The following is a 25,383-nucleotide window of genomic DNA, read 5'->3' as shown; positions in this document are numbered from 1 at the left end:
CTACTCTCAATCCGCCTTCACGAATTCCTTGGCGATGATCGCATTCGCGTCGAAGCCCTTGTCGGCAAAACCCTGCTCCTGGAGCCATTTGATCTGGTTGTCGACGTTCTTCACATCCAGCTTGCCGTCGGGATCGATATAGGCGCAGTTGCCGACCACCTGCTCGACCGGGAGGTTCGTATATTTGGCGATGATCTCCAGCAGCGGCTTTGTCTTGTCATTGATCGGCGCGACACCGTCCTTCATCGCGGCGAGGATGACGTCGTGATATTCGCGGTCGGCCTTTGCCAAGGCGCCGAGCAGCTTCGTCACCAGCACCTTGTTGGTCAGCGTCTTCGGCGAGGCGAACACCGCGCCCAATTGCCAGGGTGTCTCGTCGCCGACCCAGCCGAGAAACTTCGCACCACCGTCGTCCATCAGCTTTCGCGCGGTGGAGATCGGCAGCAGCGCTGCATCCACGGTCTCGCCCTTCAGCGCGGCCGCCGCATTCGACAGCGATTGCAGCGGCACAATCTTCACGTCGGCGAGCTTGAAACCGTATTTGTCGGCAAGCAGGCCGAGCGAATAGTGAAAGGAGGAGCCAACCTGCGTCATCGCCACGCGCTTGCCCGCGAGGTCCTTCGGCGTCTTCAGACCGCTCGCATAGGCGTTGTTGCTGGCGAAATAGCCGATCAGGGGATAACCAGCCTTCTCGCGGCTCATGCCGCCGATCACCTTGAGCACGCCCTTGCCGGCGAGATTGTAAAGACCTGCGGTGAAGGCGGTGACGCCGAAATCGATGTCGCCCGAGGTCGTCGCCACCGCGATCGGCTGCGCCGCGTCGAAGAATTTCAGCTCGACCTCGAGGCCGGCCTCGCGGAAATAGCCCTTGTCCTGCGCGATGAACACCGGCGCGGAGGAAGATAGCCTGAGCACGCCGATCCTGGCCTTCAGCGCGTCCTCGGCTCGGGCCGTGCCCATTGCTGTGATCGCCATCAGGCCAGCTAGCGCGAGCCGCACAATCCCGATCATTTCGTTTCCTCCGCCGTCGATATCTTGCAGTCGGTTACAGGCCTTCAGGCACGGGCTGGTCCCGTCCGATAAAGGCGCCCTGTTGTTTCAACGTTTCCTGCAGCTTTTCAACGGGGATGTCACGCGGGATCCGGTTTCCGGAGAGCGCCAGCGCTGCCGCGGAACCGGCCGCCTCCCCCATCACGAAACAGGCACCGGAGACCCGGGCCGCCGATTGGCCCTCATGGGTCATCGAGGCGCAGCGGCCGGCGACCAGCAGATTATCGACGCCTTCGGGCACCAGCATGCGGTAAGGCAGCTCGTTATAGCCGCGCGATTCCGGGATCGGCGGGAAGGTGAAGACGACGTCGCCGGGGACATGGGCCTCGATCGGCCAGCCATTGACCCCGATGGAATCCTCGAACGAAGCGCAGCCGAGCACGTCCTCGCCGCTGAGCTGATAGCCGCCCGTGATGCGGCGGGTTTCGCGGATGCCGAGCTGCGGCGGCAGGTCGACGATGTAGGATTTTTCAAAGCCCGGCACGGTGCGCAGGAATTCGAACGCAGCCAGCGCCTGCTTGCGGCCCTCGATCTCGCCGCGGGTGAGATCATCAGGCTCGATGCCGTTGATGGCATGGCCGTCCTCGCGCGCCACTTGCGTAAAATTCACCCGCCATTCGATGCCGGACTTCTGCGGCCGCACGATCGCGCTCTTGCGCGGGAATGTGTGGGTGCCGGCGGCGGTGGCCTGCTCCATCAATTGCGGAATGGTCCGCCAGGCTTCGCCTGCCCTCTCCGGGTCGATGTTGTTGAGACGGAGCATCATCGAGGGATACATCGGATGACCGTGCTCGTCGCCGAATTCGAACGGCGCGCCGGCCCAAACCGCGAGATCGCCGTCGCCGGAGCAATCGATGAAGATCTCCGATCGCACCGCCTGCCGGCCGGCCTTGGTCTCGACCATCAGCGCATCGATGCGGCTGTTAGCGCCCATCACCACACCGGCACCAAGCGCGTGGAAAAGGATGTGCACCTTGTGACTGGCGAGCAGTTGGTCGGCCGCGATCTTGTAGGCGGCGGTGTCGTAGGCCTGGGCGAAGACCTTGCCGAGAATCAGATGCGGCGCGTTGAGGCCGTTCAAGCGATCGATCCGCGCCAGCAACTCCGACGCCATGCCCTGCACCAGCCGGTGGGCCTCGCCGTGGACATTGCCGTGCAGGCCGCAGAAATTGGTGACGCCTGCGGCGGTGCCCATGCCGCCAAGGAAGCCGTACCGCTCGATCAGCAGCGTCTTCCGTCCCGCGCGTGCGCTTGAGGCCGCCGCCACGATGCCGGCCGGACCGCCGCCGAGGACGACGACTTCATATTCGCCGTAAAGCGGCACCTGGCGCGCCGGTTCTTCGATCGTCATGGCCTGCATGGCGCGTCCTGTCCCTGAAATCCTTTGCTTGGGCCGGACTATGAATTAACCCGGATCGAGCTACAATCCGCCAAAATAGGCGATCACCTTTCTCGAATCGCGAAAGGCCGAAGATGGACATCCTGGTAAACCTTCAGGCGTTCCTCGCGACCGCCGACGCCACCGGCTTCTCCGCGGCCGCGCGAAAACTCGGCGTCTCGACGTCGGTGGTCGCCAAGCGCGTCACGCAGCTGGAGGCGCGGATCGGCACGCCACTGTTTCATCGCTCGACCCGGCAATTGCGGCTGACCGAGGCCGGCCAGCGCTACGTGCATCGCGCCCGCGGCGTCGTCACCGACGCCGCCGATCTGCTGTCGCGCATGGGCGAGAAGGGCCACGATCTCGTCGATCATCTGCGCATCAAGGCCCCGACCTCGCTGACGGTCGCGCGGCTTGCGGACGTCTTCACCGCCTTCCAGACCCAGAACCCGCGGCTCAAGCTCGAGATCGTGCTGTTCGACCGTCCGGTCGATCCCGTCACCGAAGGCTTTGACATCGCCATCGGCGCCTTCCCGCATTCCTTTGGCGGTGTCGTCGACGAACCCTTGTGCCCGCTGAAGCGGCTGCTCTGCGCCTCGCCTGCCTATTTGAAGAAACACGGCACGCCAAAACATCCGCGTGATCTGGTCGATCATCGCTGCCTCAGCTTTCTACCGACCGGCCCCGAATGGATCTTTGACGGGCCGCGCGGCCGCATCAGCGTCCAGGTCAGTCCGCTGCTGTCCTGCAACGAGGGCCAAGTGCTGGCGCGCAGCGCCATCGCCGGCAACGGCATTGTGTTGATATCGGACTATCTCGTCGCGGGCGCCTTGCGCGACGGCGCGCTCAAGCCGGTGCTGCGCGAGTTTCCGATTCCGGAATTGTGGGTGAAGGCTGCGATCCCTGAACGGCGGCGCAATGCCGCCGCGGTACAGGCGCTGCTCACTTTGCTGAAAAGGTCACTCGCGACGTCGCTGTAAAAGCCCGTAGCCCGGATGGAGCGAAGCGTAATCCGGGCTACTCGCGTTCAGCTTTTAGCACCTGCCCAATTCGCGGCGCGCTTTTCCGCGAACGACGCCAGCCCCTCGGCGGCTTCCGCGCTCTGTCGCTTCAGCGAATGCAGATGCACGAGCCGCTTGTAAGCCGCATCGTCCACCGCCATGCCGCCGAACGAACTTTCCAGCGCGAGCCGCTTGGTCTCGGCCATCGCCTCCGATCCGTTGGCAAGCAACTGCTCGACCACCTTGGCGCCGGCGGCGTCGAGATCGGCGAGCGGCACCACCTCGTGGACGAGGCCGATACGACGGGCGTCCTCGGCGCCGAAACGTTCACCTGTCAGCGCGTAGCGGCGGACTTGCCGTACACCAATGGCATCGCAGAGCTGCGGGATGATGATGGCCGCGGTCAGGCCCCAGCGCACTTCGGTGATCGAGAACAGCGCGTTGTCGGCCGCGATCACGACGTCGCAGGCCGCGATCACGCCGGTGCCGCCGCCAAAGCAGCCGCCCTGCACCAGCGCGACCGTCGGGATAGCCAGCGTATTGAGCCGCTGCACGGCCTCGAACGTCGCCCGCGACGCGGCCTCGTTCGCCTCGCTCGATTGCGGCCGCACGCCGTTGATCCATTTGAGGTCGGCGCCAGCCTGGAAATGCTTGCCATTGCCCTTGAGCACGACGACGCGAAGGTTGGGCTTGCTGCCGAGATCGTCCATGGCCGCGAGCACGCCTGCGATCAACGCGCCGTCATAGGCATTGTTAACCTCCGGCCGGTTCAACGTGACGGTCGCAACCCCACGCGCATCCAGGGTCCACAGGACGGGGCTGTCGGTCATCGGTGTTCCTCCGCTCGTTTGTTTGGCGCGCACTATGACCGAGGCTCCGCGCCCTGATCCATATCTTTCGAGCGTAGGGCAGCCGCGTCCATCGCATGGCGGCTTGTGTCATGCTGCCGCGGGGCGGCATCAAGGGATCAGGGACGGACATCACATGCGCATCTGCATTTTCGGCGCGGGCGCCGTCGGCAGCCATCTTGCAGTTCGGTTGGCCCGCGCCGGCCACGAGGTCTCGTGCGTGATGCGGGGCGCGCACCTGGAGGCGGTCCGGGCCAACGGCCTCAAGCTGCGCGTCGGCGATTCCGAGGTCTCCGCCAAGGTGAACGCCTCCGGCGATCCGGCCCAGCTCGGCCCGCAGGACGTCGTGATCAGCACCTTGAAGGCGACCGCGTTGACCGGGCTGGTCTCCAGTCTCAAGCCGCTGCTGCAGGACAACACCGCGATCGTGTTCGCGCAGAACGGCATTCCCTGGTGGTACCGGATCGGCCTGCCGCCGCGGCACCCGACCCCGCCGGACATTTCCTTCCTCGACCCGGGCGGACGCCTGCGCGCCTGCATTCCGAAAGAGCGGATCGTCGGCGGCGTAGTCTTCTCCTCCAACGAGGTGATCGCGCCCGGCGTGGTGCAGAACCTGACGCCGGACCGCAACCGCCTGCTGATCGGCGAATGCGACGATCGCAATTGCGAACGCATCACGATGCTCCGCGGTGTCTTCAGCGACGCACGACTGGAATCGCCGCCGGTCGCCGAGATCCGCGAGGCGATCTGGTCAAAGCTGCTGACCAACATGTCGCTGTCGGTGCTGTGCCTGCTCACCGGCCAGACCGCGCGCGGCGTGCGCGATGACCCTGCGTTCGCCGAGGTCATCCCGCGGATGCTGAACGAGGCCAACGAGATCGCTCAGCATTTTATCCCCGAGGTCAAGCGCGTATCACGCAGCGGCCCCGCCCCCAACCACAAGCCGTCGCTGCTGCAGGATTACGAGCTCGGCCGCGCCATGGAGATCGACGTCCTGGTAAAGGCGCCCCAAGCCTTCGCGCGCACCGCCGGCCTGTCGACGCCGACGCTCGACTTGATCGCCGCGCTCGCGATCCAGAAGGCGCGCGACAAGGGGCTATATTCGGCGTGAGATTTCAGGCGAGGCTGTCGATCCAGGCCGCGAGCGTATCAAGCACCTCTGTCAGCGCCTCTTCATTGGTGCGGCCGGACTTTTTCAGCACCGCGAAGGAGTGATCGCCGCCTTCAATCTCATGCAGCGTCGCCTTCGGGGCAAGAGCGGCGATGACCGGCTTGAGGAGGCCGAGATCGGCGAGCCCGTCGCGGGTGCCTTGCAGGAACAGCATCGGGATCTCGACACGGGCGAGATGCTCGGCGCGCTCCGTCGACGGCTTCTTGTCGGCGTGCAGGGGAAAACCGAGGAAGGCGAGCCCTTTGACATCAGGCAGCGGAGCCTTGGACTGCGCCTGCGAGGTCATGCGCCCGCCGAAGGATTTTCCACCCGCAACGAGCATCACACCCGGGCAGAGCCGCGCGGCTTCCTCGACTGCCACGCGGATCGTGGCGTGGGCGACCGCAGGCTGGTCGGGACGGCCCTGCTTGTTTTCCATGTAGGGAAAATTGAAGCGGAAGGTTGCGATGTCGCGAGCAGCGAGCCCCTCCGCAATCTTGTCCATCGATGCATGCCGCATCCCTGCACCGGCACCATGGGCCAGAACGTAGCAGGCGCGCGCCCTGTCCGGCTGCATCAAGATCGCGGAGACCGTGCCGATGCGCGCGATGTCGAGCTTGAGCTCTTTGGTTTTGACGGTTTGAATTTTGACAGCCACAATCAACCATCCCGATAGACGCTGCTCCGGCCGCCTTGGTAGCGTCACCGGCACAGCCTGAAAACACAATAATTGCCGCCAAATCCTGGCCTAACCAGGCCGACAAGCCGCATTGACCGAGGTGACCATGTCCTACCGCTCCTCCTGGATGACCGAAGAGCTCGAAATCTTCCGCGATCAGTTCCGGAAGTATCTTGCCAAGGATCTGGCACCGCATGCCGAAAAATGGCGCGAGCAGAAGATGGTCGACCGCTTCGCCTGGCGCGGGCTCGGCGAGATGGGCGCGCTGCTGGCAAGCGTGCCGGAGGAATATGGCGGCCTTGGTGCCACCTTCGCCTATGATGCCGCCGTCCTCGACGACCTCGAAAGCACGGTGCCGGAGCTGACGACCGGCGTCTCCGTGCACAGCGCCATCGTCGCGCACTACATCCTCAATTACGGCTCGGAGGAGCAGAAAAAGCGCTGGCTGCCGAAGATGGCCTCGGGCGAGATGGTCGGCGCCATCGCCATGACCGAGCCCGGCACCGGCTCGGATTTGCAGGCTGTCAAGACCACGGCCAGGAAGCAGGGCAATTCCTACGTCATCAACGGGCAGAAGACTTTCATCACCAACGGCCAGGCCGCCGATCTCGTCATCGTGGTCGCACGCACCGGCGATGTCGGCGCCAAGGGCATTTCGCTGATCGTGGTCGAAACGTCAGGCGCGGATGGATACAAGCGCGGGCGCAACCTCGACAAGATCGGCCTGCATGCCTCCGACACGTCTGAGCTGTTCTTCGACAACGTCGCGGTGCCGCCGGACAATTTGCTCGGCGGCGAGGAAGGCCAGGGCTTCGTGCAGCTGATGCAGCAATTGCCGCAGGAGCGCCTCGCGCTCGCGGTCGGCGCGGTCGCGGCTATGGAGCGCGCGATAAAACTCACCGTCGACTACACCAAGGAGCGCAAGGCCTTCGGCAAGCCGCTGATGGATTTCCAGAACACCGCCTTCAAGCTCGCCGAGCGCAAGACCGAAGCGATGATCGCGCGCGTCTTCGTCGACTGGTGCATCGAGCGGCTGGTCGCAAAGGACCTCGACACCGTCACGGCGTCGATGGCGAAATATTGGTGCTCGGAGAAGCAGGTCGAGACCGCCGACGAATGCCTGCAGCTGTTCGGCGGCTACGGCTATATGCAGGAATATCCGATCTCGCGCATCTTCATCGATTCCCGCATCCAGAAGATCTATGGCGGGACGAACGAGATCATGAAGCTGTTGATCGCGAGGTCGTTGTAATCAAGCCGGCGTGAACGGCCTGCCGCTCAATTCGGATGCCACCACCGGCCGCCGATCACGACGCCTTCGGAGACGATCTTGCGGTCGCCGATCAGGTGCTCGCCGACGACGTCCTCATAGTCGAACTGGCCTTCCCTCACCGAGATCAGCGTGGCGTCGCCGACGCTGCCCGGCTTGAGGCTGCCGAGCTCGGGGCGCCGCAGCGCCATCGCGGCGTTGACGGTCGAGGTTGCGATGACGTCGGACAGCGGCATGCCCATGCACAGGAATTTCGACAGGGTCGTCACCTGATCGAAGGCCGGGCCGTCGATGCAGAGCTGATGAATGTCGGACGAGATGGTGTCGGGATAGAAGCCGTTGGCGAGCATCGCACGCGCGGTCTTGAATGCGAACGAGCCCTTGCCGTGGCCGATGTCGAACAGCACGCCGCGCTCGCGGGCGTCGAGCACCGCCCGCTTCACCGTGCCCTGCGCGGTCGCAGGCGTGTTGGGGAAGGGACGGAACGCATGGGTGAGCACGTCGCCGGGGCGCAGGCGCGCCAGCACCTCCTCGTAGCTCGGCGGCGGATGATCGATATGCGCCATCAGGGGCATGCCGACCTCGTTCGCGACCTCGAGCGCGATGTCGAGCGGCACGACGCCCGACGTGCCCGAGGAATGCAGCCCCACGCGCACCTTGATGCCGACGATGAGATCGCGGTTGGCGTCGGCCACCTTGGCCGCCTCGATCGGATTCATCAGCCGCAGCTCCTCGCTCTCGCCGACCATGATCCGGTGCGAGAAGCCGAAAATGCCGGCATGCGAGACATGCAGATAAGCGAGGATACGAACCTGGCTCGGCTCGATCACATGCTTGCGGAAGCCCGCGAAATTGCCCGGCCCCGCACTGCCGGTATCGACCGCGGTGGTGACGCCGGAAAGACGGCAGAACTCCTCGGCGTCGATGCCGAGCGACGTGCCGCCCCAATAGACATGGGTGTGGAGATCGATCAGTCCCGGCGTCACGATGTAGCGAGAGACGTCGCGCACCTCGGTGCCCGGATCCGCCTTGAGCCCACTGCCGATCGCCGCGACCTTGCCGCCGGAAAAGGCGACATCGGTCACGGCGTCGAGCTTCTGGGACGGGTCGACCACACGGCCGCCGCGCAGGATCAAATCGAAAGGCATTGTCGTCTCCGGATATGGCAGCGAGGCGGGGCGGCAGTCAGCCCGGGCCAGGAGGAAGCTTCGCGCTTCTAGCAATTTTTGCGCCGACGAGCGTATCAAACGCGACGATTGCTCACTGAAAAACTGGCGATCCCGGGAAGACTCGAACTTCCGACCTACGGTTTAGGAAACCGTCGCTCTATCCGGCTGAGCTACGGGACCGCGGAACCCGCAGAGCGGGTTACCGGGGCTTCATATCAAAGCGGAAGGGGGATCGGAAGCCCTCCGCGTTGCTCAATGCGGAGGGCTGCCGGTCATCTCATGCCCGGATATTGTTGTCCTTGACCACCTTGCCCCAAATGGCGACCTGCTTGTCGAAGAAGGTCTTGAAGGCGGGAGCGTCCTCGAGCAGCAGCGTCATCTGCTGCGTTTCCTTGAGCTGGGCGGCGGTCGCGGGCTCGCTCAGGATCTCCTTGGACGCCGTCGCGAGGCCTGCGACGATGTCCGGCGGCGTGCCGGTGGGCGCGAAGATGCCCCACCAGGCCAGCGTCTCGAAATCCGGAAAGCCCGCCTCGATCGCGGTCGGCGTATCCGGCAGGCCCGGCAGCCGCTCGCGGCCGAGCTGCAGGATCGGACGCAGCATGTTGGTGCCGAGCTGGGCTGCGACCAGCGCCGCAGATCCCGCGATCAGGTCGACATGGCCGCCGAGCACGTCGTTCATTGCGGGGCCTCCGCCGCGATAGGGCACGTGCATGATCTCGACGCCGGCCTTGTTGCCGAGCACGGTCATGGCGAGATGGCCGAGCGTGCCGATGCCGACGGAGGCATATTTCACCGCGCCGGGCGTCGCCTTGCAGGCCGCCACCACGTCGGCAAAGCTCTTGTAGGGGCGGCCTGCACCGGCAGCGATCACGTAAGGCGCGGTGCCGACCAGCAACACCGGCATTAGCTCGCGCTCGACATCGACGGGCGGCTTGTCGAGGATGGAGGGGATCACCGCATGGGAATCGAAGGTGACCAGGAACGTCGAGCCGTCAGGCGGGCTCTTGGCGACCTGCGCCGCGCCGAGCGCGCCTGCCGCGCCCGACTTGTTCTCGACAATGACGATGCGGTTGAGCTTGGTTTGCAGATGGCTCTGGAGCAGCCGCGCCATCGCATCGGTGGATCCGCCCGGCGGAAACGGCACCACCAGTGTGATTTTTGAAGCCTGCGCCAACGCCGGCGTCATCGCGAGAATAGCCGGCGCTGCCAGCAGCGTCCGTCGTGTGATCGTCATGGTATCCCTCCCCTGTTTTCTCGCGCCCGGCTTTTGCTCTTTGGCGCTTTAAGTGGTCCCGAAACCGGATCCCGCTTTTCTGTATTCTGGCCGCGGCGGACTGAAGATGTCCAGCACGCGGGCGCCGTCGGGGCCGGCGCGCATGGTGTGCGGCACATTACCCGGCGTGCGCCAGAAGTCGCCTTTCTTCACGGCAATCTCCTCATCACCCTGGACGCGGATGGCGGAGCCGTCGAGCAGCACGCCCCACTGCTCCTCGGGATGATGGTGCAGCGTGCCTTGCGCATGCGGCGCCAGCGTCACCACCGACAGCATCGCCTGCTCGCCGGAGAAGATGCGCGTGGTCACCCCTGCCGCGAGCTCGCGAAACAACCCGTCGCCGTTATCGTCGAGATTGTGGAATTCGTCCTGCTGGCTCACGCCGCCCTCCTCTTCATTCTCGCTGATCAGGATTTGCCATACGAGCCTTGATAACGGCCCTCGCGGATCGCCTTCAGCGTCTCCTCCTCGCGCGCGACCTGGGCTCGCACGGCGTCGAGCAGCGCCGCGGCACCGGCGGCGGCAAACGACACCACGCCGTCCTCGTCTCCGACGACGATGTCGCCGGGCGAGATCACGCTGCCGCCGATCGAAACAGGCACGTTGATCTCGCCGGGGCCGTTCTTGTAAGGGCCGCGGTGGATCACCGCGCGGGCATAGCAGGGAAAGTCATCGGCAGCGAACGCCGCGACGTCGCGGATCGCGCCGTCGATGACGTAGCCTTCGGCTTTGCGCCATTGCGCGATGTTCTTCATGATCTCACCGACCAGCGCGCGGGTCTCGTCGCCGCCGCCATCGACCACGATGACGTCGCCGGGGCCCACCAGCTCGAGCGCGCGGTGGATGGCGAGATTGTCACCGGGACGGGTGCGGACCGTGAAGGCCGTGCCCACCAGCTTGGCACCGCGATGATAGGGTTTGAGCCCCACGGCGCCCGGCAGCCGGCCGAGATTGTCCGAAATGACCGGGGTCGGCGCACCGCGAAAGCCCTCGATGATCGCGGCCGGCGGCTTCGGCACAGCGTTCGCGGCGATGGTGATGGTCATAATCTCGGTCCTTCCCATGAATTCTCTTAATCGGCGTCCGCCCGCGCCTTCGCCGGCCAAATCCGGAACGCGCGCCCCTCCTTCATCCACGCCGCGCGCTCGTCGCGCAACAGCGTGCGGCGAACTTTACCGGAATCGTCGCGTGGTGGGACGGTGACGATCTCGAAGCTCTCCGGGTGCTTGTAGCGGCTGAGCCTGTCTTTGAGGAAATCCGCCATTCCGTCGGCGATGGCTTGGCCGTCCGCATCGCTCTCCGGCTCGATGATGGCGTGCACGCGCTGGCCCAATTCCGGATCGGGCAATCCCACCACCACGCAGGAGCGCACGCCCGGACAGGCGGAGACGGCAGCTTCGACCTCGGCGGGATAGATGTTGGCGCCGCCGCGCAGCACCATGTCGGCGAGGCGGTCACCGAGATAAAGGTAGCCTTCCGCATCCAGCCTGCCGATATCGCCCAGCGATTCCCAGCCGTCGGCGCGGCGCTTCGGCTCGGCGCCGAGATAGTGATAGGTGGCGTCATTGCCGTCATTGTTGAGGAAGTAAATCTCGCCGGTCTCACCCGGCGCAACGTCGTTGCCGTCCTCGCCGATGATGCGCAAGCGCGCCGTCTCGCCGATCTTGCCGACCGAGCCCTGGTGCGTCAGCCATTCCTTGCCGGAGATGATGCAGGAGCCCTGTCGCTCGGTGCCGCCATAGAGCTCCCAGATCCGCTCAGGCCCGAGCCAGGCGATCCAGTTCTCCTTCAGCCAGGGTGGCATCGGAGCGGCCATGTGGAAGACGGTTTGCAGGCTCGACACATCGTAGGCGTTGCGCACGTGCTCCGGGAGCGCCCAGATCCGGTGCATCATGGTCGGCACGAAATTGACCCATTGCACGCGCTCGCGCGCAATTTGCCGCAGCGCCTCCTCGGCGTCGAACTTGACGAGGCCGGTGAGCTGGCCGCCGGTGAACAGCGCGTAGTGCGACACGATGAACGGCGCATTGTGATAGAGCGGACCGGGATTGAGCAACGAGACCCCGAAGGGGATGTTGAGCGGCGGCGCGGCGACCGTGTCGATCACCGCCGGCTGGTGATCGAGGATCACCTTCGGGCGGCCGGTCGATCCGCCGCTGGTCATGGCTTTCCAATAGCGCGCCACCGGTGCGGTGAGCGGCTCGTCCGAAAACCCTTCCGGCACGAAATCCGCGGGCAGACGGTTCGGCGCGTTCCAGTCGGCTTCGCCGCCGACCACCAGCGCCGGCTTCAGGATGTCGAGCACCGCGGCGGCTTCGCCGCGCGGCAGCCGCCATGACAACGAGGTCGGCGTCGCTCCGCATTTCCACACTGCAAACGAGGTCTCGAAAAACGCATTGCAGTTGGGCAAACCGATCGCGACAAAGTCGCCGGGCTTGACACCCTTGGCCATGAACGCCCGCGCGCGCCGGTTGGCGCCGCGTTCGAGCGCGTCCCATGTCAGCGTATCCTGCCCGTGACGGACGGCGATCGTGCCTTGCGGTTTGCGTTCGGCGTACCAGCGCGGCACATCGGACAGGCGCAGCAGCATGAGGCGTTTCCACTTCGTATTCTTGGCGTCGCCGATGAGGCGAGCGCAGGATGAAGTGACGCTGTGACTCCTGCGCCACGTCAAGCAAAAAATGTCAGCATCACAGCCATGAAATTCCCGGGTTCCATGGGTGACAAGCAGGCCATAAAGGGGCAAAAATCAGCCCGACTCAGTTCGGGTTGAGTTTTGCAAGGAATGCTCTCGTAGAATGTCGGACGTAGTTGCATCGCGTCGTGCGGCGCTTGTCGTTGCTGCAGCAGGATTTTTCCTGCTGGCGCCGTCGCATGCCCAGGCACAATGGTGGAAGCGCGCGCCTGTTGACTTCGAGGCCTGCGCCGACGCCGCCGAGAAAGCTACGACCAAATCCGAGAAGACGGCTGCGCTTGCCGACTGCAACGCCAAATTCGCCGGCCGGCGCAAGGCGGGCGGCGGCTATTCCTATTACGATTTCCTCCAGGACCGCAGCTTCGACATCGCCGGGCCCAATCCGACGCCGGAGGAGCAGAAGAAGATCGACGAATCCTACACCGCCTATCTCGCCAATCAGCGCCGCAGCAATGAAGCCGCGCAGGCCACCGCGCGCCAGCAGCGCGAGCAGCAGGAACAACAGGTGCAGCAGCTCCAGCGGGTCGCGTTGCGAACCGAGGTCGAGCGCGTGCCCGTGCCGGTCGAGCGGCCGAAAGTCCAGCAGGCCGCCATCGGCGACGCGCGGCCGCGGCCGAAGGGCACACCCTGCACCAAGGGCTCGTTCTCCTGCGAATGGCCGCGGCTGTCGGATGGATTGAACGACATCAAGAAGCTGTTCAGCCCGACGCCGAGCAAGCCCGCGAAGAAGGGCTGAGCTGCGTCGCCGTCATTGCGAGCGCAGCGAAGCAATCCAGCATCTCTCCGCGGAGGCAGTCTGGATTGCTTCGCTACGCTCGCAATGACGAACTGGGCGGGGATCCGTCTCCTAGCCTCAGTTCGTGTGCTTCTTCTTGCTGCGCTTCGGTTGAGCAACCGGCGCATTCACCGGCGCCGTTGTTGTCGGTGAACTACCCAACTGCGAACGACTCTCCTTCAGGCGCGCGTCATAGCCGGGCGAATTCGTGACGGTCGGCGGCCTTGCCTGAGCAAACGTGGAAGCTGCACATAAGGCGGCGAGCACGACCCCGATCGTCAAACAACGTTTCATCGCACGTCTCCCGTCAGCCGGCGTGAACTCATGCAGCGCCGCGAACCTGCTGCGGCGTCAGCCGCGGCGGACCCTTGCCCGCGGCCTCAGCCTCGTTGATCAGCGCAACAATGCGGCGCGACAGCGGCACGTCGACACTGTTCTGTTCGGCGAGGGCGATGATCGCGCCCTGGAGATAGTCGATCTCGGTCTTGCGGCCCTGCTTCAAATCCTGCCACATCGAGGAACGCGCCTCGGGATCGATCTTCATGGTCCTTCCCAGGATCAGGTCGAAAATCGGATCAGGCAGTCTCAGCAAGGCGGGCGTCCAGGACGACGGGATCGGCGTCGCCGCGACCGGTGTGATGCCGGCGGCCCTCATCGCAGCCAGCCCCTCCGCCATCTGATCGGCGAACAACCTTCGCCATTCGCGGTTCGCCAATTGCGCAGCGAGGGGCATGTCGGACAAGGCGCTGAGCGCGTTGTTCAAATTGATGATCAGCTTGCCCCATTGCACGCCGGTGATGTCGCGGCTCGCGCGCATCGTGAGCCCCGGCACCGACAGAGCTGCGGCCGCGTTCGTGTCATCCTGGCCAACATGAATGTCGCCAGAGGTCGAGCGGTGGAAGCGGCCCTCGCCCATCCCGACCACGTTGAAAGGCACCATGCCGGCGAGCACGCGGCGATCGCCGAGGCGATCGCGCAGCACCGCGACGTTGCCGACGCCGTTTTGCAGCGAGACGATGACAGCGTCCTGCGGCGCATGCTGCGCGATCTGCTTGGCGACAGCTGCCGTGTCGGCGCTCTTCACCGTGACCAGCACGATGCCGGCGCTGTGCAAGATCGCGGGATCTTCCGATAGCGCGAGTTGGCCCGGATCGAGCTTCTTCTCGGAGCCGTCGAAATCGGTCAGAAGCAGACCGAACCGCTCGATCTCGGCCTTCACCCGCGGTCGCACCAGGAACGCGACGCGGCGACCGGCAGCCGCCAGGGTGCCGCCGACAAAACATCCGATGGCGCCCGCGCCGGCCACCACGATCGGTCGATCCGTCATCATCTTGGCTTGCCCCCTCAACGATCCGCCCTCGATAGCAGAGGCTGTGTCTGCTGCCCATTCCCGCAGTTGCGGCGCAATCGCCTTGTAACCGTCATGACGGCCTCATATGTTTTCGAACGGGGCTTGTTACCGGCAACAAAGCGCCAAGGGAGAACGCCATGGGTTTGCTCGACGTCCTCAACGGCATGCAGAACGGCCCGCGCGGGCCAAGCACGCCGAGTTCACAATCCTCATCCAGTGGCGGCATGTCGCCCATGACCATGGCGCTGCTTGGCCTGCTCGCCTGGAAGGCATTCAAGCATATGAGCGGCAACCAGAGCGGCAGCGCGCCGCAGCCGTCCCCGGCACCGACGCCGACGCATCTCCCCCCGCCGGTGAATGCAGGCGCTGGTGGTGGCCTCGGCGACCTGTTGAAGGGCGGCCTTGGCGGCCTGCTCGCGGGCGGCGCGGCCGGCAGCGTGCTCAGCGGCGGGCTCGGCGATCTCCTCAACCAGCTTCAGCACAGCGGTCATGGCGATACTGCCAATACCTGGGTCGGCAAGGGCGAGAACAAGGCGATCGCTCCAGGCGATCTCGCCAATGCGCTCGGCGCCGACCAGATCGAGAGCCTGTCCGCCCAAAGCGGCCTGTCGCGTGACGAGTTGCTCTCGGGCCTCAGCCAATATCTGCCGCAGGTGGTCGACCATCTGACGCCGGACGGACGGCTGCCGACCGAGCAAGAGATCGCGGGCAGAGTCTGATTGGTTTAGTCAAACGAGGGGAGCACGGACATGAGCATGGGTGGCTTGTTGTGGATCATCGTCGTCGGCTTCGTCGCCGGCCTCATCGCGCGTTGGCTGGCGCCGGGACCGAACAATCCGAGCGGCTTCATCCTCACCACCATCCTCGGCATCGCCGGCGCGTTTCTCGCGACCTTCATCGGCCAGGCCATCGGTCATTACGGCCCCGACCAGGGTGCAGGATTCATCATGGCCACCATCGGCGCCGTGGTGGTGCTGTTCATCTGGCACCGGCTGGTGGCGAGCGGCGTGATCAAGGGGTGACGCTTCAAAACGCGGAAAGCGGCACACCGCCACCTCATCGTCATGCCCGGGCTTGACCCGGGCATCCACGTTTTTTGATCCGCGCGGCGACACGTGGATGGCCGGGTCAAGCCCGGCCATGACGTGGAGAGAGCGGAGGCCGGGTCAAGCCCGGCGACGACGTGGAGAGAATGTGCCGCGCGATCACGTCACCAAATGCATCCCCGCATCCATGCGCACGACTTCGCCGGTCATGTTGCTGGAGGCCGGCATCGCCAGGAAACAGACGAGCTGCGCGATGTCTTCCGCCGATGACGCGACCTTCAGCGGCACCTTCGCCACGACGCTGTCGCGCACCTGCTTGGCGCCCGCCTCGCCGCGGCCCTTGGTGAACCAGGGTGTATCGATATAGCCCGGGCATACCGTGTTGACGCGGATCAGCGGCGCCAGCGCGCGCGACAGCGACAGCGTCATGGTGTTGAGCGCGCCCTTGCTCGCGGCGTATGCGATCGACGATCCGACGCCGCTGATGCCGGCGACCGAGGAGATGTTGACCACGGCGGACGGCCGCCCAGAAGCTTTGGCGCCGGCCTCGAGCAGGCTGCGCGCCGCGCGCACCATCTGGAACGGGCCGATGGTGTTGACGCCGTACAGGCGCTGGAAATCTTCCGCCGACAATCCGTCGAGATCGGCATGGACGACATGCTTGGTGGTGCCGGCATTGTTGACGAGCACGTCGAGCCGGCCCCAGCCGCCAGCTGCCGCGACAATCTTGCGGCAATCGTCATCCTTCGAGACGTCGCCCTGCGCGACCAGAACTTCCGGTGAGCCCGCCTTGCGGCAATGCTCCGCGGTCGCCTCCGCTTCCTTCTGGCTCGAGGAATAGTTGATGACGAGCCGCGCCCCGCTCCGTGCGAGAATTTCCGCGGTCGCAGCACCCAGGCCGGAGGCGGACCCCGTCACGATTGCGCACAAACTGTCCTTTGCCATCCGGATTTCCTTCCCCTTGATTGAGTATCGACGTTCTGTTTAGCGAGTTTGCCGCGCCCTGCAAATCGAGCAAACTCCGCTAGGCGGAATTAGCTCATCGCCCATGCCCGCGCCGCAGGTTGACCTGCGATCAGCGCTTGTCAGGGCCATGGCTTTTTTGGATCATCGGGCGCAAGAAGAACCTGCGCGCCCGCCCCACTGGGGCCGGATGCGCCAATGGCAAAACACGGGGAACGCTGTGGCGGAGAGTGACAATATCGTCGTCGAGACCGCGGAGAAAATCTTCGCCGATCTCGCCGATCCGCAGACCGTCAACAACGACAAGAAGGATTCGTGGCAGGCGCCGCTGTGGCAGGCGCTGAGCGAGGCCGGCCTGCCGCTGGCCTGGGTGCCCGACGATCTCGGCGGCTCCGGCGCGAGTCTGGCCGACGGCTTTGCGCTGCTGAACGCGGCCGGCCGTTTCGCAGTCGCGGTTCCCCTGGCCGAGACCATGCTGGCCGGCTGGCTGCTGGCGCAGGCGAAGATCGCTTCCCCGGAGGGGGAGATGACGGTGCTGCCGGCGTCGCCCAAGGATCGCATCACCCGCGATGCCGATGGTGCGCTCTCCGGCCGCGCCCGCGGCGTGCCCTTCGCAAAGGCGGCAAAGCACTTCGCACTGCTGGCCCACGGCAAGGACGGCGTCTCGGTCGCGCTGGTCGATGCGAGCAAGGGTCGGATCGAGACCGGACTCAATGTCGGCTACGACCACAGCGACACCGTCACGCTCGACAAGGTCCAGCCCGTCACCATCAAGCCCGCCCCGAGCGGCTTTGACCAGACCACAATGATGCTGATGGGCGGCGTCGCGCGTAGCCTTCAGATCGCGGGCGCGCTGGAATCGATGCTCGACATCTCCGTGCGCTATTCCAACGAGCGCGTCGCCTTCGAGAAGAAAATCTCCAAATTCCAGGCGGTGCAGCACAATCTCGCCCGCCTCGCCGGCGAGTCGGCTGCTGCGCTTGCGGCTGCGACTTCCGCGGCCGACGCCATCGCCAACGCAAAGTCGTTCGATGACGCGGTCTATCTCGAAGCCGCCTCCGCAAAGATCCGCTGCGCGGAAGCTGCGGAAAAGGGCGGCGCCATTGCGCACCAGGTCCATGGCGCGATCGGCTTCACCCTGGAGCACATCCTGCACCGCTATTCGCTGCGGGCGCTTGCCTGGCGCGACGATTTCGGTTCGGAAAGCCACTGGGCCGTCGAGCTCGGCAAGCTCATTGCCAACCGCGGCGCCGACGAATTGTGGCCGCTCGTGGCTTCGCGCTGATCAGGGACGAGACAACAATGACCGCTGCCCTCCGTTTCGATCCGATCCGCCTGCCCGAGAAATGCGAGCAATTGCGCAAGGAAGTACGCGCCTTCCTCGCGGAGGAAATCGCCGCCGGTACCTTCGATCCGCACAAGCCCAACCGCGAAGACACCGACGCGCCGGAATTCTCCCGCCGGGTCGGCGCCAAGGGTTGGCTCGGCATGACATGGCCGAAAAAATATGGCGGCCAGGAGCGCTCGTTCCTCGAACGTTACGTGGTGACGGAGGAGATGCGCGTCGCCAACGCGCCGACGCGGCGCTTCTTCGTCGCCGATCGCCAGAGCGGGCCGGTGCTGCTGAAATACGCCCCAGAGCACATCAAGATGGACATCCTGCCGCGCATCTGCCGCGGCGAGATCTGCTTCGCGATCGGCATGAGCGAACCGAACTCCGGCTCGGACCTGTTTGCCGCGAAGACCCGCGCGACCAAGACCGACGGCGGCTATCTCATCAATGGCACCAAGATCTGGACCTCGTCGGCGCATATCGCCGACTACATGATCGCGATCTTCCGGACGTCGCAGCCGACCAAGGAAAACCGACGTCACGGCCTGACCCAGTTTCTGGTCAAGATGAAGCAGCCGGGCATCCAGGTGAACCCGATCGGCCAGATCACCGGCCAGTACGAGTTCAACGAGGTCGTGTTCACCGACTTCTTCGTGCCCGACGATCACGTGCTCGGCGAAGTCGACGGCGCCTGGAAGCAGGCGACGAGCGAGCTTGCCTACGAGCGTTCGGGCCCCGAGCGCTTTCTGGAGACCTATTACGTGCTGACCGAGCTGGTTCGCGCCGTTGGTCCCAATCCGGATACGCGCAGTGCCGAAGGGATCGGCCGGCTGGTGGCGCAGCTCCACACCATGCGGCGCATGTCGGTCTCGGTCGCGGGCATGCTGCAAGCCGGCAAGGAGCCCGTCGTCGAAGCCTCCATCGTCAAGGACATCGGCACGGTGTGGGAGCAGCGGCTGCCGCACCGCGTGCGCGATCTCGCCGCCTTCGTCGAGGAGACCGCGACCAACCGCGAGACGCTGGAGCGGCAGCTCGACTTCGCCATCAAGACCGCACCGAAACTCACCATCCAGGGCGGCACCACCGAGGTGCTGCGCGGCATCATCGCCCGCGGGCTTGGCTTGCGCTAATCATTCGAGGACATCATGAGCACCTATAAAGATATCGGCGTCGAAACAGTTGGTCACGTCGGCACCATCGAGATCCGCCGCCCGCCGCTCAACTTCTTCGACATTTCGCTGATCAACCAGATCGCGGACGCACTCGACGAGTTCGATCGCGACATCGAGATTCGCGCCTCGGTGCTATCGGCCCAGGGCAAGGCGTTTTGCGCCGGCGCCAATTTCCAGGACCCGGCACGACAGGCGCAAGAGGCGCGCGAAGCCGATAAGACGGCCAAGGGCGATCCGGCCGACAGCCTCGGGGCGATCAATCATCTCTACATCCAGGCCGTGCGCATCTTCCGCGCCAAGAAGCCGATCGTCGCGGCCGTGCAGGGCGCCGCCATCGGCGGCGGACTGGGCCTCGCGGTCTCGGCGGACTTCCGGGTCACCTGCCCCGAAGCGCGCTTCTCCGCGAACTTTACAAAGCTCGGCTTTCATCCCGGCTTCGGCCTGACTGTGACGCTGCCCGAGCTGATCGGAAAGAACAACGCCGAGCTGATGTTCTACACCAGCCGCCGCGTCACCGGTGAAGAGGCCTTCAAATGGGGCCTCGCCAACGAGCTGGTGCCGCAGGACCAGGTCAAGGCGGCCGCACTGAAGCTCGCCGGTGAAATCGCCGAATGCTCCCCGCTCGGCCTCGTCTCCACCCGCGCCACGATGCGCGCTGGCCTCGCCGATCGCGTGATGGCCGCGACCAATCACGAGCTCGAGGAGCAGACCCGACTGCGCGCCACGGAAGACTTCAAGGAAGGCGTGAAGGCCACGGAAGAGCGGCGGGTCGCGAATTTCAGGGGGCGGTAGGTCCTTTCTTCCTTCTCCCCTTATGGGAGAAGGTGGCGCGAAGCGCCGGATGAGGGGTTGTCTCCGCAAGCCATTCTCTTGCGCTTGTGGAGAGAGACCCCTCACCCGTCTCGCCGCTTCGCGGCGAGCCACCCTCTCCCACAAGGGGAGAGGGATGATCTCCGCCCCACCACCAGCGCGTCCACGATCGTCACGCCCTGCCCTTCCGCGTGCACCAGCACCGGGTTGAGCTCGATCTCCGCGATCTCCTCTGCATGTTGCGCGGCAAGCACGGAAATGTCCGCGATCAACTGCGACACCGCCGCAACATCCGCCATCGCCGCCCCGCGAAATCCCGTCAGCAGCGGCGCGGCTTTCAAGCGCGCCAGCATCGTGCCGGCTTCTTCTGCGCTGACCGGCGCCGGGCGGTAGACGACGTCGCGGAACAATTCGGTCGTGATGCCGCCAAGGCCCACCATCACCATCGGCCCGAACGTCGCGTCTGTCATGGTGCCAATGATGATCTCGACACCCTGCTTCGCCATCGGGCAGACCAGCACGCCCTGAATGGCCGCCTCAGGCCTGTGCTGGCGCACATTGTTGAGCAGCGCCTCGAACGCCAGAAACGCTTCGCCCTTTGTGGTGATATTGACGCGCACGCCGCCGACCTCGCTCTTGTGCGCGATGTCCGGCGACTGGATCTTCAGCACCACCGGAAAGCCGACGCGGGCGACGGCATCATCGAGCTCGCCCTTGTCCTTCACCAGCACTTCATCCGGCAGCGCGATGCCGGCGGCGCGGAGCAATGTCTTGCTGTCGGCTTCCGAGAGCGCAGGCGATTTCAGCTGTGCTGAGATGTCCCGCGCGGGGACTTGCGCCCCGTCCGCGGGCCTCTGCAGCTCGAAGGTGGCATAATCGACGAGCTGCCGCATCGCGACGCCGACATAAGTGAGGCCGGAGAGCACCACGACGCCGGATTTGGCAAGCTCGCGCCGCGCGAAATCGGACGGTACCGTGTAGGAATAGAACACCACCGGCTTGTGCTGCGCGGCCAGCACCGGCGTCAGCTCGGCTTCCTTGAAGGGCTTCCGGACGTCGCTCGACAGCGACAGCACGATCATGATTGCGTCGATCTCGTCCGACGCGGTGAGCACATCGACGCTCTTTTGCAAGCCGCCCGAGGTCACGCCCTGCGCCGTGACGTCGATCGGGTTGCGCGCGGTGCCGTAGGACGGCATCAGCGCGCTGATCTCCGCCTGGACTTTTTCGGAGAGCTCCGGCACCTGCAAGCCTTGCAGCGCCACGGCATCGGCGCCCCAGATGCCGGCGCCGCCGGAGACGGTGACCACGGCGACGCGATCGCCTTTCGGCAACGGATTGCTCGCAAGCACAGCTGCGATCGTCAGCGCCTCGTCGAGATCGTTGGAGACGATGAAGCCATATTTGGCGAACACCGCGTCGTAGGCCGCCGACCATCCGGCCATGCTCGCGGTGTGCGAGGCGGCCGCGCGCATCCCGGCGCCGGAGCGGCCGACCTTCGTGACGATGACAGGCTTTTTCAGTTCGGCGGCGCGCCGCGCTGCCGCGAGAAACTTGTCGACGTCGCGAATGCCTTCGATGAACAGCAGGATCACGTCCGTTGAAGCGTCCTGCACCATGTAATCCAGAAACTCGCCGGCCCCGAGATCGGATTCGTTGCCGGCACTGACGACATAGCTCACGGCAATGCCGAGCGCACTGGCGCGGTGATAATACGCAAAGCCGATGCCGCCGCTCTGCGCCACGATGCCGATCCGCTTCGTCGTGGCGACCAGCGGCACCACGCTCGGCTTGACGTCCACGGCGGGACTGAACGTCGCCGCCACGCGCTGCTTCTGGCTGAAAAAGCCTTCGGCATTCGGACCGGAAATCCGCATGCCGGTGCGCCTCGCCAGCGCCGCGATCGCGTCCTGCATCGCCGCGCTCTCCCCGCCCTCCTCGGCGAAGCCGGAGGAGATGATAACAGCGTTCTTCACGCCGGCGGCGGCGCATTGTTCGAGCGCGGCGAGCACCGCGCGGGCGGGGATGAGGATGATTGCGAGATCGACCGGCGCGCCGATGTCGGTGATCGATTTGTAGCAAATGAGGCCGTCGATCTCGGCGTAGTTCGGGTTCACCGGATAGATTTTTCCGGGATACTCGTTCTTGCGCAACATCGACAGCAGCCGGCCCGGGATCTTCTCGTGATCGCGCGAGGCGCCGATCAGCGCGATGCTGGCGGGTGCGAAGAAGCTATCGAGCGGATGCGGCATGTACAGATTCCAATTGTCGGTCCGGCGCTATCCCCGTCATGGCCGGGCCTGTCCCGGGCACGACGAGCCAACTGACAACCTACCAAGCGATCAAGCAACGAGCCGGAACGTCACCCCGCCCAGCAAAAACTCGTTGCCTGCAACGGCATGTCCCTTCGCCCTGGCGGCATGCAGCACGCGCGCGACATCTGTCACCCGAAACTCCAGCGCGCTCATGATCTCGGTCGCGCCTTTGACGAAACGAAAGCGCGCATTGGGCAGCGCCAATTCGGCTTCGCCGCTCGGCGCAACGCCGATGAGCTTGCCCCAATGCTCGGCCAGCCCTTGCGGGTCCGGGCTCTGCATTTCCACGCAAGTCAACGCCTGCGTCACGTCCTTGCGGATGAATTTATGCCAGTCTGGCCCCGCTGGCGGATAAGGCCCCAAAATGTCGTCGCTGCCTTCGGTGTGGTTGAACTCGATGAAGGCGGCGCGACAGTCGCGGGGATGGAGCTGCACGCCGTGATAGGGCGCGTGGTCGATCACGTTGGCGGTGCGCACGCCCAGAGCGTTGGCGTTACGGCCGCGCTCGTCGGGATCGTTGCAGCAGAAGATCGCCATGTAGCCGCCGCGGCCGCCGCTCTTCTCGATGAAGCGGCCGGCCGTGGTGCCCTCCTTGAACGGCACGACCACCTCCAGCAGGATCGTGTCGACCGGCAGCAGCGCGTTCTCCAGGCCGTATTTCGCGACGTTGCCGTCGCGGTAGCAGACAGCGAGGCCCATGATGTCAGCGATATCCGCGATCACGGGCGCGAGCTGCGGCGCGACCAGGCAGATCTGCCGCAACCGCATATAGGGCGCCATCGTCATGCGCCCTTGAAGGTCGGCTTGCGCTTCTCGACGAACGCCTTTGCGGCCTCCTTGTGATCCTCGGTATCGCTGCAGCGGGTGTGATGGATCGCCTCGCCGTCGAAGCAATCCTCCAGCGCGAGATGTTCGGCATTGTTGATGTTGCGCTTGATGAAGCCAAGCGCGATCGACGGGCCCTGCGCCAGCGACAGTGCGAGCTCGTGCGCGGCCGTATCGATCTCGGCGTCGGGGACAACCTTGGTCACCATGCCGATCGCATGTGCCTCCTTCGCGGTCAGCACCGGCGAGGTCAGATAGAGCTCGCGCGCCCGCGCACTGCCGAGCAGCTGGGTGAGGAAATAGGTGCCGCCGTAATCGCCGGAGAAGCCGACTTTTGCGAAGGCGGTGGTGATCTTGCAGGATTCGGAAGCGACGCGGAGGTCGCACGACAGCGCCATCGACAGACCCGCGCCGGCCGCAGCACCATCGAGCTGTGCCACCACGGGCTTTGGCATCTGGTGCAGGATACGCGACACTTCCATGCCGCGGCGCAGGTTCGCCATTTTCACTTCGAACGGCAGCGGCGCCCGGCCCTCCGCCATCGACTTGACGTCGCCGCCCACGCAGAAGGAGCCGCCCGCGCCCTTGAACAAGACCGCGCGCACCTCCGGATCATCCGCCGCGCGCCGTGCCGCAGCGACCAGCCCAGCCACCATGTCCGGGTTGAGCGCGTTCTTCCGCTCGGGCCGATTCATGGTGATGGTGAGCAGCCCGCCTTCGAGCTTCTGCAGGACCATGTCGTTGCTCATGGGGCTCTCCTTGTTGTTGTTTGGCTCGGTCTATCGATGTTCGTCATTGCGATCGTAGCGAAGCAATCCAGAAACGTTTCCGCGGAGACAGCCTGGATTGCTTCGTCGCTTCGTTCCTCGCAATGACGGTGTTTATTTCTTCACCAGCGGGCAGCGCGACTGCTCCAGCGACTGGAACGCCTCGCTGCCGGGCACGGTGGCGAGCAGCTTGTAGTCGTCCCAGCGGCCCTTGGATTCCGACGGCTTCTTGACCTCGAACAGATACATGTCGTGCAACATGCGGCCGTCCTCGCGGATCTTGCCATTCTTGGCGAAGAAGTCGTTGATTGGCGTCTCCTTCATCACTTTCATCACCGTCGCGGCGTCTGTCGTGCCGGCGGCCTTCACGGCCTTCAGGTAGTGCGTCACGGACGAATAGACGCCCGCCTGCGCGGAGGTCGGCGGCCGCTTCATACGCTCCTGGAAGCGCTTCGAGAACGCGCGGGTGTCATCGTTGAGATCCCAGTAGAAGGCTTCCGCCAGCAACAGGCCCTGCGCGGTCTCGAGTCCGATGGAGTCGATATCGGTCACGAAGGCGAGCAGCGGCGAGACCTTCTGGCCGCCCTTGGTGATGCCGAACTCGGCCGCCTGCTTGATGGCGTTGACGGTGTCGCCGCCGGCGTTCGCAAGCCCGATCACCTTGGCTTTCGAGGCCTGGGCCTGCAGCAGGAACGACGAGAAATCCGACGTGTTGAGCGGATGGCGCACGCTGCCGAGCACCTTGCCTCCGGTCTTGGTCACGACGGCGCTGGTGTCCTTTTCCAGATCCTGGCCGAAGGCGTAGTCGGCGGTGAGGAAGTACCAAGTGTCGAGGCCCGACTTCACGGCCGCAAGGCCGGTCACATTGGCCTGACCGTAGGTGTCGAACACGTAGTGAATGGTATAGGGACCGCAGGCCTCGTTGGTGAGCCGGATCGAGCCCGGGCCGTTGAACATGATGATCTTGTTGCGCGCTTTCGCGATCTCGCCGGCGGCGAGCGCGGTCGCGGAGGCCGCGACGTCATAGATCATTTCGACGCCCTGATTGTCGAGCATGTCGCGGGCGATATTGGCGGAGAGATCGGCCTTGTTCTGATGGTCGGCAGCCAGCACCTGGATCTTGCGGCCGAGCACCTCACCGCCAAAGTCCTCCACGGCCATCTTGGCCGCGGTCTCGCTGCCGGGGCCGGTGATGTCGGCATACAGGCTCGACATGTCGAGGATGCCGCCGATCTTCAGTGGCGGCTTGTCCTGGGCCTGCACGGCGCTCGCGCTCAGCGCCAACGCAGCGGCAAAAATGCCCGACAAAACATGCTTCATCGAAAAGACCTCCCTTATCGCGCCGTACTCTGATGGCGGCTTGGTTATTGCTGTTACCGCAATCATGCCGCATGCGCGACAGCGCAGCAAGCGCACGGGACGATGCAGATGAACGATCAACACGCGCTTTCCGCAAAGCGGAATGACGAGATGCGGAAGAGTGCCTCCGCCGTCATTGCGAGCGCAGCGAAGC

The 25,383-nt window shown here is 64.9% G+C and carries 25 protein-coding genes and 1 tRNA gene; 9 read left to right on the top strand and 17 right to left on the bottom strand.

Annotated features, from left to right (window positions below):
- Window positions 1-6: 6 nt before the first annotated feature.
- The gene (locus ACIPUD_RS32300) at window positions 7-1,011 is read right to left on the bottom strand and encodes an ABC transporter substrate-binding protein (RefSeq protein WP_018452985.1); all 1,005 of its coding nucleotides are present in this window, start codon (window positions 1,009-1,011) and stop codon (window positions 7-9) included.
- 34 nt (window positions 1,012-1,045) lie between these two features.
- Complete coding sequence (locus ACIPUD_RS32295) at window positions 1,046-2,410, bottom strand: FAD-dependent oxidoreductase (protein ID WP_018452984.1); 1,365 nt, start codon at window positions 2,408-2,410, stop codon at window positions 1,046-1,048.
- 113 nt (window positions 2,411-2,523) lie between these two features.
- Here ACIPUD_RS32295 and ACIPUD_RS32290 point away from each other — a divergent pair, with 113 nt between their 5' ends.
- Window positions 2,524-3,408, top strand: a complete 885-nt coding sequence (locus tag ACIPUD_RS32290) for a LysR family transcriptional regulator (RefSeq protein ID WP_018452983.1) — start codon at window positions 2,524-2,526, stop codon at window positions 3,406-3,408.
- Between the two features lie 47 nt (window positions 3,409-3,455).
- Here ACIPUD_RS32290 and ACIPUD_RS32285 read toward each other — a convergent pair whose 3' ends face one another.
- The gene (locus ACIPUD_RS32285; protein ID WP_085351611.1) at window positions 3,456-4,259 is read right to left on the bottom strand and encodes an enoyl-CoA hydratase-related protein; all 804 of its coding nucleotides are present in this window, start codon (window positions 4,257-4,259) and stop codon (window positions 3,456-3,458) included.
- 154 nt (window positions 4,260-4,413) lie between these two features.
- Here ACIPUD_RS32285 and ACIPUD_RS32280 point away from each other — a divergent pair, with 154 nt between their 5' ends.
- Window positions 4,414-5,388 (top strand): ketopantoate reductase family protein, encoded by a 975-nt coding sequence (locus ACIPUD_RS32280; protein ID WP_446482258.1) that lies wholly within the window; start codon window positions 4,414-4,416, stop codon window positions 5,386-5,388.
- Between the two features lie 4 nt (window positions 5,389-5,392).
- On the opposite strand, the gene ACIPUD_RS32275 is transcribed toward ACIPUD_RS32280, so the two are convergent.
- Window positions 5,393-6,091 carry an alpha/beta hydrolase family protein gene (locus ACIPUD_RS32275; RefSeq protein ID WP_446482257.1) on the bottom strand — a complete coding sequence of 233 codons (699 nt, stop codon included), beginning with the start codon at window positions 6,089-6,091 and terminating at the stop codon, window positions 5,393-5,395.
- A gap of 121 nt (window positions 6,092-6,212) precedes the next feature.
- Between ACIPUD_RS32275 and ACIPUD_RS32270 the strand changes: the two genes are divergently transcribed.
- On the top strand, window positions 6,213-7,358 hold the full coding sequence (locus ACIPUD_RS32270) for an acyl-CoA dehydrogenase family protein (RefSeq protein WP_018452979.1): 1,146 nt from the start codon (window positions 6,213-6,215) through the stop codon (window positions 7,356-7,358).
- A gap of 26 nt (window positions 7,359-7,384) precedes the next feature.
- Here the strand turns inward: ACIPUD_RS32270 and ACIPUD_RS32265 are convergent, their stop codons facing one another.
- The 6 genes from ACIPUD_RS32265 to ACIPUD_RS32240 all read right to left on the bottom strand — a co-directional run bounded on the left by ACIPUD_RS32265 (window position 7,385) and on the right by ACIPUD_RS32240 (window position 12,408).
- Window positions 7,385-8,524 carry an amidohydrolase/deacetylase family metallohydrolase gene (locus ACIPUD_RS32265; RefSeq protein WP_018452978.1) on the bottom strand — a complete coding sequence of 380 codons (1,140 nt, stop codon included), beginning with the start codon at window positions 8,522-8,524 and terminating at the stop codon, window positions 7,385-7,387.
- Between the two features lie 124 nt (window positions 8,525-8,648).
- A tRNA-Arg gene (locus tag ACIPUD_RS32260) sits at window positions 8,649-8,725 on the bottom strand.
- Between the two features lie 97 nt (window positions 8,726-8,822).
- Window positions 8,823-9,779 carry a tripartite tricarboxylate transporter substrate-binding protein gene (locus ACIPUD_RS32255; RefSeq protein ID WP_018452977.1) on the bottom strand — a complete coding sequence of 319 codons (957 nt, stop codon included), beginning with the start codon at window positions 9,777-9,779 and terminating at the stop codon, window positions 8,823-8,825.
- 48 nt (window positions 9,780-9,827) lie between these two features.
- Window positions 9,828-10,199 carry a cupin domain-containing protein gene (locus ACIPUD_RS32250; protein ID WP_018452976.1) on the bottom strand — a complete coding sequence of 124 codons (372 nt, stop codon included), beginning with the start codon at window positions 10,197-10,199 and terminating at the stop codon, window positions 9,828-9,830.
- Window positions 10,200-10,225: 26 nt separating this feature from the next.
- A complete protein-coding gene (locus tag ACIPUD_RS32245) occupies window positions 10,226-10,864 on the bottom strand; it encodes an RraA family protein (protein WP_204514026.1) in 639 nt (212 codons plus the stop codon).
- A gap of 26 nt (window positions 10,865-10,890) precedes the next feature.
- Complete coding sequence (locus ACIPUD_RS32240; RefSeq protein ID WP_446482256.1) at window positions 10,891-12,408, bottom strand: AMP-binding protein; 1,518 nt, start codon at window positions 12,406-12,408, stop codon at window positions 10,891-10,893.
- Window positions 12,409-12,616: 208 nt separating this feature from the next.
- Between ACIPUD_RS32240 and ACIPUD_RS32235 the strand changes: the two genes are divergently transcribed.
- The gene (locus tag ACIPUD_RS32235) at window positions 12,617-13,249 is read left to right on the top strand and encodes a hypothetical protein (RefSeq protein ID WP_018452973.1); all 633 of its coding nucleotides are present in this window, start codon (window positions 12,617-12,619) and stop codon (window positions 13,247-13,249) included.
- Window positions 13,250-13,366: 117 nt separating this feature from the next.
- On the opposite strand, the gene ACIPUD_RS32230 is transcribed toward ACIPUD_RS32235, so the two are convergent.
- Together ACIPUD_RS32230 and ACIPUD_RS32225 are read right to left on the bottom strand one after the other, a co-directional pair.
- Window positions 13,367-13,582 (bottom strand): hypothetical protein, encoded by a 216-nt coding sequence (locus ACIPUD_RS32230; RefSeq protein WP_083926313.1) that lies wholly within the window; start codon window positions 13,580-13,582, stop codon window positions 13,367-13,369.
- Between the two features lie 28 nt (window positions 13,583-13,610).
- The gene (locus tag ACIPUD_RS32225; RefSeq protein WP_446482255.1) at window positions 13,611-14,618 is read right to left on the bottom strand and encodes a 2-dehydropantoate 2-reductase; all 1,008 of its coding nucleotides are present in this window, start codon (window positions 14,616-14,618) and stop codon (window positions 13,611-13,613) included.
- 158 nt (window positions 14,619-14,776) lie between these two features.
- Here ACIPUD_RS32225 and ACIPUD_RS32220 point away from each other — a divergent pair, with 158 nt between their 5' ends.
- The gene (locus ACIPUD_RS32220) at window positions 14,777-15,358 is read left to right on the top strand and encodes a YidB family protein (RefSeq protein WP_026232432.1); all 582 of its coding nucleotides are present in this window, start codon (window positions 14,777-14,779) and stop codon (window positions 15,356-15,358) included.
- Between the two features lie 30 nt (window positions 15,359-15,388).
- On the top strand, window positions 15,389-15,661 hold the full coding sequence (locus ACIPUD_RS32215; protein WP_085384090.1) for a GlsB/YeaQ/YmgE family stress response membrane protein: 273 nt from the start codon (window positions 15,389-15,391) through the stop codon (window positions 15,659-15,661).
- 183 nt (window positions 15,662-15,844) lie between these two features.
- Here ACIPUD_RS32215 and ACIPUD_RS32210 read toward each other — a convergent pair whose 3' ends face one another.
- Window positions 15,845-16,630, bottom strand: a complete 786-nt coding sequence (locus ACIPUD_RS32210; protein WP_085358831.1) for an SDR family NAD(P)-dependent oxidoreductase — start codon at window positions 16,628-16,630, stop codon at window positions 15,845-15,847.
- A gap of 238 nt (window positions 16,631-16,868) precedes the next feature.
- Here ACIPUD_RS32210 and ACIPUD_RS32205 point away from each other — a divergent pair, with 238 nt between their 5' ends.
- From ACIPUD_RS32205 to ACIPUD_RS32195, 3 genes are read left to right on the top strand one after another with little or no spacing between them, the layout of a single operon-like run.
- On the top strand, window positions 16,869-17,933 hold the full coding sequence (locus tag ACIPUD_RS32205) for an acyl-CoA dehydrogenase family protein (protein WP_247820925.1): 1,065 nt from the start codon (window positions 16,869-16,871) through the stop codon (window positions 17,931-17,933).
- A gap of 17 nt (window positions 17,934-17,950) precedes the next feature.
- The gene (locus ACIPUD_RS32200; protein WP_446482254.1) at window positions 17,951-19,111 is read left to right on the top strand and encodes an acyl-CoA dehydrogenase family protein; all 1,161 of its coding nucleotides are present in this window, start codon (window positions 17,951-17,953) and stop codon (window positions 19,109-19,111) included.
- Between the two features lie 15 nt (window positions 19,112-19,126).
- Window positions 19,127-19,945: an enoyl-CoA hydratase/isomerase family protein gene (locus ACIPUD_RS32195; RefSeq protein WP_204512777.1), complete on the top strand. Its 819-nt coding sequence runs from the start codon at window positions 19,127-19,129 to the stop codon at window positions 19,943-19,945.
- A gap of 101 nt (window positions 19,946-20,046) precedes the next feature.
- Here ACIPUD_RS32195 and ACIPUD_RS32190 read toward each other — a convergent pair whose 3' ends face one another.
- From ACIPUD_RS32190 to ACIPUD_RS32175, 4 genes are all read right to left on the bottom strand, one after another.
- Window positions 20,047-22,215 (bottom strand): acetate--CoA ligase family protein, encoded by a 2,169-nt coding sequence (locus ACIPUD_RS32190; protein WP_446482253.1) that lies wholly within the window; start codon window positions 22,213-22,215, stop codon window positions 20,047-20,049.
- 90 nt (window positions 22,216-22,305) lie between these two features.
- The gene (locus tag ACIPUD_RS32185) at window positions 22,306-23,058 is read right to left on the bottom strand and encodes a hypothetical protein (protein WP_446482252.1); all 753 of its coding nucleotides are present in this window, start codon (window positions 23,056-23,058) and stop codon (window positions 22,306-22,308) included.
- Window positions 23,059-23,060: 2 nt separating this feature from the next.
- Window positions 23,061-23,852 carry an enoyl-CoA hydratase gene (locus ACIPUD_RS32180; RefSeq protein ID WP_446482251.1) on the bottom strand — a complete coding sequence of 264 codons (792 nt, stop codon included), beginning with the start codon at window positions 23,850-23,852 and terminating at the stop codon, window positions 23,061-23,063.
- A 132-nt stretch (window positions 23,853-23,984) separates the two neighbouring features.
- Window positions 23,985-25,190: an ABC transporter substrate-binding protein gene (locus ACIPUD_RS32175; protein WP_018452962.1), complete on the bottom strand. Its 1,206-nt coding sequence runs from the start codon at window positions 25,188-25,190 to the stop codon at window positions 23,985-23,987.
- Window positions 25,191-25,383: the final 193 nt, after the last annotated feature.

This window comes from Bradyrhizobium sp. CAR08 (genome assembly GCF_052871955.1).
This window is presented reverse-complemented; position numbering and strand designations above follow the sequence as displayed.